The 5,851-nt window shown below is 60.4% G+C and carries 5 protein-coding genes; 2 read left to right on the top strand and 3 right to left on the bottom strand.

Annotated features, from left to right (window positions below):
• The coding region (locus IRZ24_RS15860) for a hypothetical protein (protein ID WP_297166082.1) at positions 1–183 on the bottom strand (183 nt) is incomplete at its 3' end.
• A gap of 337 nt (positions 184–520) precedes the next feature.
• On the opposite strand from IRZ24_RS15860, the gene IRZ24_RS15855 reads away from it, so the two are divergent.
• Positions 521–2,533, top strand: a complete 2,013-nt coding sequence (locus tag IRZ24_RS15855; protein WP_297166079.1) for an ABC-F family ATP-binding cassette domain-containing protein — start codon at positions 521–523, stop codon at positions 2,531–2,533.
• A 26-nt stretch (positions 2,534–2,559) separates the two neighbouring features.
• Here IRZ24_RS15855 and IRZ24_RS15850 read toward each other — a convergent pair whose 3' ends face one another.
• Complete coding sequence (locus IRZ24_RS15850) at positions 2,560–4,431, bottom strand: tetratricopeptide repeat protein (protein ID WP_297166076.1); 1,872 nt, start codon at positions 4,429–4,431, stop codon at positions 2,560–2,562.
• A 224-nt stretch (positions 4,432–4,655) separates the two neighbouring features.
• Here IRZ24_RS15850 and coaE point away from each other — a divergent pair, with 224 nt between their 5' ends.
• A complete protein-coding gene (coaE, locus tag IRZ24_RS15845; protein ID WP_297166073.1) occupies positions 4,656–5,264 on the top strand; it encodes a dephospho-CoA kinase in 609 nt (202 codons plus the stop codon).
• Positions 5,265–5,448: 184 nt separating this feature from the next.
• Here the strand turns inward: coaE and IRZ24_RS15840 are convergent, their stop codons facing one another.
• Complete coding sequence (locus tag IRZ24_RS15840; protein ID WP_297166070.1) at positions 5,449–5,631, bottom strand: hypothetical protein; 183 nt, start codon at positions 5,629–5,631, stop codon at positions 5,449–5,451.
• Between the last annotated feature and the right edge of the window lie 220 nt (positions 5,632–5,851).

Raw genomic sequence — 5,851 nt, 5'->3', positions numbered from 1 at the left:
CCCCGCCACCTGTGCCTCCGCCCCCGGCTCCCCCGCTCGGCCGGCCTCCGCCAGAGGGGGAACAGGGGACGTTGGGGGATGGCAAGGGAGACTGCGTGAGGAGCGGTGGCGTCGCCCACGGGCAATCTTCTCTTCCTGCAGACGGCTGATCAGGCAGTGTTTGACCAGGCTCTCTGTGAGCAAGCAGAGACCTGTCAACAGCCGATCAGCCGTCTGCTCTACTTGTGGCCGCGGTTCCCTCCCGGGCTGGTGGCGGTGCTTGCGCCCGGCCTGCTTTTATGGTACCCTGTGTCTGCCCGCCGACCTGAGATGTCCGGTCTCCAAGAACAAGAACAGGAAAGGAAGGTTCTCCTGCCTGTTTACTTGCCTGGCAAGCGTGATCTTGTGGGAAGCATAGCCCTGTCGGTCTCAGCCCCAGGCTGAACCGCTGGGTCACGGACTAACGCGTCCTGGTTCATATCCGATTCATGTCTGGGCTGCATACTGGCTCAGAAGTGAGTGCACTAATGTACGCCACCCTATGCCGCTGATTAGCGTCAATAGTCTTGGAAAAGCCTTCGGCGCAGAACGTCTCTTTGCCGATGTCACCTTCCATATTAACGAACGCGATCGCATTGGACTGGTCGGCCCGAATGGAGCCGGTAAGTCAACCCTGCTCAAGCTTTTGGCCGGTCAGGAAGAACCTGATGAAGGCACCATCTTGGTCGCCCGCGGTACTCGCATCGGCTATCTTCCTCAGACTCTTGATCTGCGACTGGACCGCACGCTGCGCGAAGAGCTGCTAGCGGTCTTTGACTACCTGCGCTCCTGGGAGCAGGAGCTACAGGCGCTGGCTGCTGCGATTGCTACTGCCAGCGCGCAGGGTGATGCACCTTTGCGCGAGCAGCTCCTGCAGCGCTACGCTGAACTTCAGCTTCGCTTTGAGCATGCCGGCGGCTATACCTATGAGCAGCGGGTCCAGCAGGTGCTAGATGGGTTGGGCTTCAGCCGCGAGTTACATGACATGCCGATCGCCCAGCTCAGTGGAGGGCAGCAGCGACGCGCGGCTCTGGCTCGTCTTCTTCTCCAGGAGCCGGATCTCCTCCTGCTGGATGAGCCGACCAATCATCTTGATCTGGAGGCTCTGGAGTGGCTAGAGGACTACCTGCAGACCTGGAAAGGTGCTCTGGTAGTGGTCGAACACGACCGCTACTTTCTGGATAAGATTGTCACGCGCATCCTGGAGCTGGCTTTCGGACGTATTGATGATTATCCGGGCAATTACAGTAAATATCTGCAATTACGTGCAGAGCGCTTCCAGCGCCGTCTGCAAGAATACGAAGAGCAGCAGGAATTTATCCAGCGGACTGAGGAGTTTATTCGTCGCTATAAGGCGGGCCAGCGCAGTCGTCAGGCGCGCGGGCGAGAAAAACTCTTGAGCCGTCTGGAGCGGCTCAACCGTCCCCAGCAATTCCAGGAGTTGCGCTTTGAACTCAAGCCCTCGCTGGCAAGCGGGCGCGTCGTACTTTCCACTCGTGGACTGGTAGTCGGCTATCGCCAGCCGGGCCAGGGTTCCCGAGCGCTGGTGCAGGTGCCTGATCTGGAAATCACGCGTGGCGAGCGCATTGGTCTCTTTGGTCCCAATGGGGCCGGCAAGACCTCACTGTTGCGCACTCTCATTGGCCAGCTACCGCCACTACAGGGCAAGGTGCTCCTCGGTCACAATGTGCGCATTGGCTACTACTCCCAGACCCATGAGGATTTGGACCCTGAGCGCACCATTCTGGACGAGATTGGTCAGGTGGCGGCCTTGAGCGAGGAAAGCGCGCGTGCCCTGTTAGCGCGTTTCCTGTTTGAGGGCGATGAGGTCTTTAAGGCGATCGGTAGTCTCAGCGGGGGTGAACGTAGTCGCGTCGTGCTGGCCAAGCTGGTGCTGCAGGAGCCAAATTTCTTGGTTCTGGATGAACCCACCAATCACCTCGATTTGCCCTCTCGGCAGTTTCTGGAGGAGGTGCTGAGCACCTTTAGCGGAACCCTGCTCTTCGTTTCCCATGATCGCTACTTTATCGATCGCCTAGCTACCAGGGTCTGGGTAATCATTGATGGAATGCTGCGGGCATACGACGGCAATTATAGCGACTATCGTGCGCGTCTGCTGTCTGGGCAGGTACACCCACCGATCCAGGGCCAAGATCGGCAGGGCCTAGCTCCCGGCCCGGCGGTAGTCAGAGCGAAGACTGTAGCCGGGCAACCCCTGGCGGGAAATGATCACGGACGGCGCCTCGGGCGTCAGCGGCAGCACCGTCGCGCCGGGCAGCTTCGCCCGCGTAACTTAGCCGAGATCGAGCAGGAGATCGAAGTGCGTGAGCAAGAGGCCCGCGCCTTGGAGGCGGCCCTGAATGAAGCTGCCAGCAAGGGAGAGGTGGCCGAGCTAGAGCGACTGACCAGCGCCTATGAGGCGGTCAAAGCAGAGCTGGAGCAGCTCCTTGCAGAGTGGGAGCAACTCGCGGCAACGGACCAGGCTGGGGCTTCCCACGCTGGCGCGGGCAGTTGAGGGAAGCCAGGCGCTGCCTGCCGGCCTTAGCGACGACGCGCGCCGCGTAGCCAGCCGCTCACCAGCCCAACCAGCGCCAACAGGAATGGCAGGACAGCGACCAGCCCAAACCAGAGCAAGATGAAAGAGATGGCTGTAAGGCCCCGTGGGTTGGCCTCAACCAGCCCTGCCAGCCGGGCCCGCCCGCTCTGGGTCAGGAGCAGGTAGACCGGCACCGCACCCGTCAGCAGACTAGTCAACGGGATCGGCAAGAAGCGCCAGAGTCCGTCGAAGTAGCAGCCAGAGAGCGCATTGACGCAGAGCAGGGCGAGGCCAAGGCCCTCAATGGTCAAGGGCAAGGCACTCGGCAGACCCGGATGCTTGATGGCAAGCCAGGCCCCCAGTAGTCCGAGGCCCAGACCAACTATCTGCAGCATCAGGCTCACCAGTAAGGCTCGCCCAGGCCGAGATGCGCCTTGTCGGCTGCCGACTCTGGCCTGGCCAGCGCTGGTTGCTGTCCCTCCAACCGTGGGAGAGGTCTGGCCGGAGTTGGTGCCGGGGACCGTGGCGCTGGGAGGGGCTGCCGGCGTCTGAGCCACGGCCATCTTGACGAGAATCGCCGATTTGATCGTCTGCGTCTCACTGTTATGAGGATCAAGGGCGAGCGAACGCTCAATCGCCCAAAGGGCCTCTTCAAACTGGCCCATATTGGCCAGGAGGGCCGCGCGTGTGCTCCAGGCCAGGGCGTTGCTCGGCTCCTGATGTAGAACCTGTTCGATGGCCTGCAGGGCCTCAGCAAAACGGCCAGCAGCACCAAGCAACTGCCCTTTAAGCAGCAATGCCGATGCCTGCGTCGGCGTAAGCTGCAGCGCCCTCTCCACATAGTTGAGCGCGTCTGTCGGCCGCTGTTGCTGGAGCAGAGAGCGGGCTTGCTGGAGTAGGAGGGCTGCCTGCTGTTCCGCTGCTGGCATCGCCGCCGGTGTGGCGGGCTGCTGGGGAGAGAGCTGGGCAAGGCCCGCCGGAGCCTGGGTCAACTGTGGCCATTGACCAGTCTGGTTACCGGCCTGCTGCATGGCCGGTGCCGGGCCCGTTGGCATACGATATAGACCAGACTGGCCGCTCCCGCCGGCTGTTGCCGCTGCGGCTGAAGGAGAAGCCTCTGTAGGAACCTCCTCGCCGACAAGAACCACTGGCCCTAGCCCCTGGCCAAAGAGCTGCGGACGTTGCTGCTCCCCTAGGCTTTGCTGTAAGTAGAGAGAAAGACGCTGAAAGGTAATCTGTCCACTGGCCGGGTCGGCTGCTCCCCCACACAACCCGAGTAAGAGACGGTGGGCGAGCAGGCCTACATTCTGCTCCCCTTGCTCGGCGGCAAACTCGTTCCCTCGACAGGAACAGAGCAGGAAGCGATTAGGGAGCTGTTGCAATGTAGCCAGCAGGGTTGATCCTGGCAAGGGCCTGCAATCGAAAGGTGAAACGCGCCGCTGCCTCCACAGGCTTCCTGTCTGAAAACAGTCGAGGACACAGACAACCGCACGCGCCGGGCTGCGCCCAAATATCTGCAGCAGCGTCGAGGCCAACAGCAAACCGCTCGCAGGCTGATGGTAGAAGGTATCTGCCAGCGCAAGATAGCCCTCGGCTCGCCCTTCATCGAGAAAAGCATGTCCGGCGAAGTACACGAAGAGCGTATCGTCAGGGCCTGCAGTCTGGAGACAGAGCTGCATCAGCCGCTGCTCGATGCAGTGCCGCGTGGCCTGTGGCCCAAGGAAGAGTTGTACATCCGAAGGATGCCAGCGCCCTCCCCGGCTGTTCACCAGCCAGTGCGCGATGGCTCTGGCATCCGTCTCGGCGTAACGCAGTGGTTGGAAATTGCTATCCTGGTACTGATTAATGCCGATCAGAAGGCCCAGGCGTCTGCCCATGCACGCTCCTTACTGCACATAGCAAAGATTGCGGAGTTATTGTACGATAAATTTCGCCAGCCTGAAAAGAAATGGTGTACGTCGGTACTTTTGGCGGAGTCGGTGGAGGCCACGGGCTGGTGGATGGGGCAGGAGCAGCCAGGCCCGGCTGGTCCGGGATTGCCAGTAAGCCTGGCGGAGACCTGCTCGCTATCATCATCTTGCGAGAGGAGCATCGTTCTCATATGCCTCGTATCATTGGCCTGACGGGAAATATCGCCTGCGGCAAAACGACCGTGGGTAAGATGTTACTGGAATTGGGCGCAGAGCGCTATATTGATGCAGACGCGTTGGTCCACTCCCTCTACGAACCGGGCCAGCCAGTCGCGACCAGGATTGCTCACACTTTTGGTCCCTCCGTCCTGACTCCTGAGGGGCGAGTCGATCGCCAAGCACTTGGTAAGATTGTCTTCCATGACCCCGAGGCGCTGCGCCGTCTGGAAGCTATCGTTCATCCCGCGGTTGGCATGGCCATTCTGCAAGAGCTGAATCAGGTCAGCCCTTCGGGTATCGCTATCATCGATGCGGTCAAGCTCCTGGAGGGAGGGACCGCCGCGCTCTGCCAGAGCAAATGGCTCGTCATCTGCTCACCGGAGCAAGAATTGCGCCGTCTGATCGAGCGCAATCAGCTTAGCGAGGAAGAAGCCCAAGCCCGCCTGCGCGCTCAACCGCCAGTTGAGCAGCGTTTGCCGCTGGTTGATGAGGTCATCGATAACAGTGGCTCGCTGGAGGAGACCCGCAGACAAGTGACCAGCGCCTTTGCCCGCTTCTGCCAGCGCTTCCCCGCACCATGAGCGGGATGCTCCTCCTGACCAACCCGCTCGCCCCCTCTTGGGATCACCTGGCCCTTCCCCTGGCTGGAGAGGTAGTGTCTCGCCCCCCAACCAGGTCGGGGGGCTGTCAGAGCAGCGGTTAGGGGAGCGCTGGCAACAAGGCAGACAGAGACCTCGGGAACTCAGAGGCCGCCGACGGCGCTCCCTAGAGTTCCTTATGCTGATTCTCCAATTTTCGATGAAGCTCTTCGATGCGCTGGATGACCTCATCCAGGGTGCGCAGTCCCAGCTCCTCCATGTCCTCGCGAATTGTCTCCAGAATCTCTAACATTTCAAGATCGTCATACTCTTCAGGGTCAAAATCTTCCTGTTCGATATCGTCAGTCATGGTTATTCTCCTTTAGGTATTGCTGTTCTTATTCAGCCGGTAGCAGACGAACCACTTGCCCATTATAGCCAATGGACCTTAGAAGAGAAAAGAGGCTGTACTATCTTGATAGGTCCAGCCTACTTGTGTGATTGCCCCATTCGCTAGCAGACGTGGTGTTGTCTGGGGCTGGCCACGGGTATCCAGTGTCACCAGATATAAGCCGTTGCCCTCGCGAAGC

It is taken from the genome of Thermogemmatispora sp. (assembly GCF_019683755.1).
In the GTDB taxonomy this organism is placed as follows: Bacteria; Chloroflexota; Ktedonobacteria; order Ktedonobacterales; family Ktedonobacteraceae; genus Thermogemmatispora.
Note: the sequence above shows the minus strand (reverse complement) of the source record. Positions and strands in the feature narration are given on the sequence as shown.

Excerpts from the sequence above, each read along its gene's own strand:
- IRZ24_RS15855 (WP_297166079.1), top strand. The coding sequence starts at position 521 with ATGCCGCTGATTAGCGTCAATAGTCTTGGAAAAGCCTTCGGCGCAGAA.
- IRZ24_RS15840 (WP_297166070.1), bottom strand. The coding sequence starts at position 5,631 with ATGACTGACGATATCGAACAGGAAGATTTTGACCCTGAAGAGTATGAC.
- IRZ24_RS15850 (WP_297166076.1), bottom strand. The coding sequence starts at position 4,431 with ATGGGCAGACGCCTGGGCCTTCTGATCGGCATTAATCAGTACCAGGAT.
- coaE (WP_297166073.1), top strand. The coding sequence starts at position 4,656 with ATGCCTCGTATCATTGGCCTGACGGGAAATATCGCCTGCGGCAAAACG.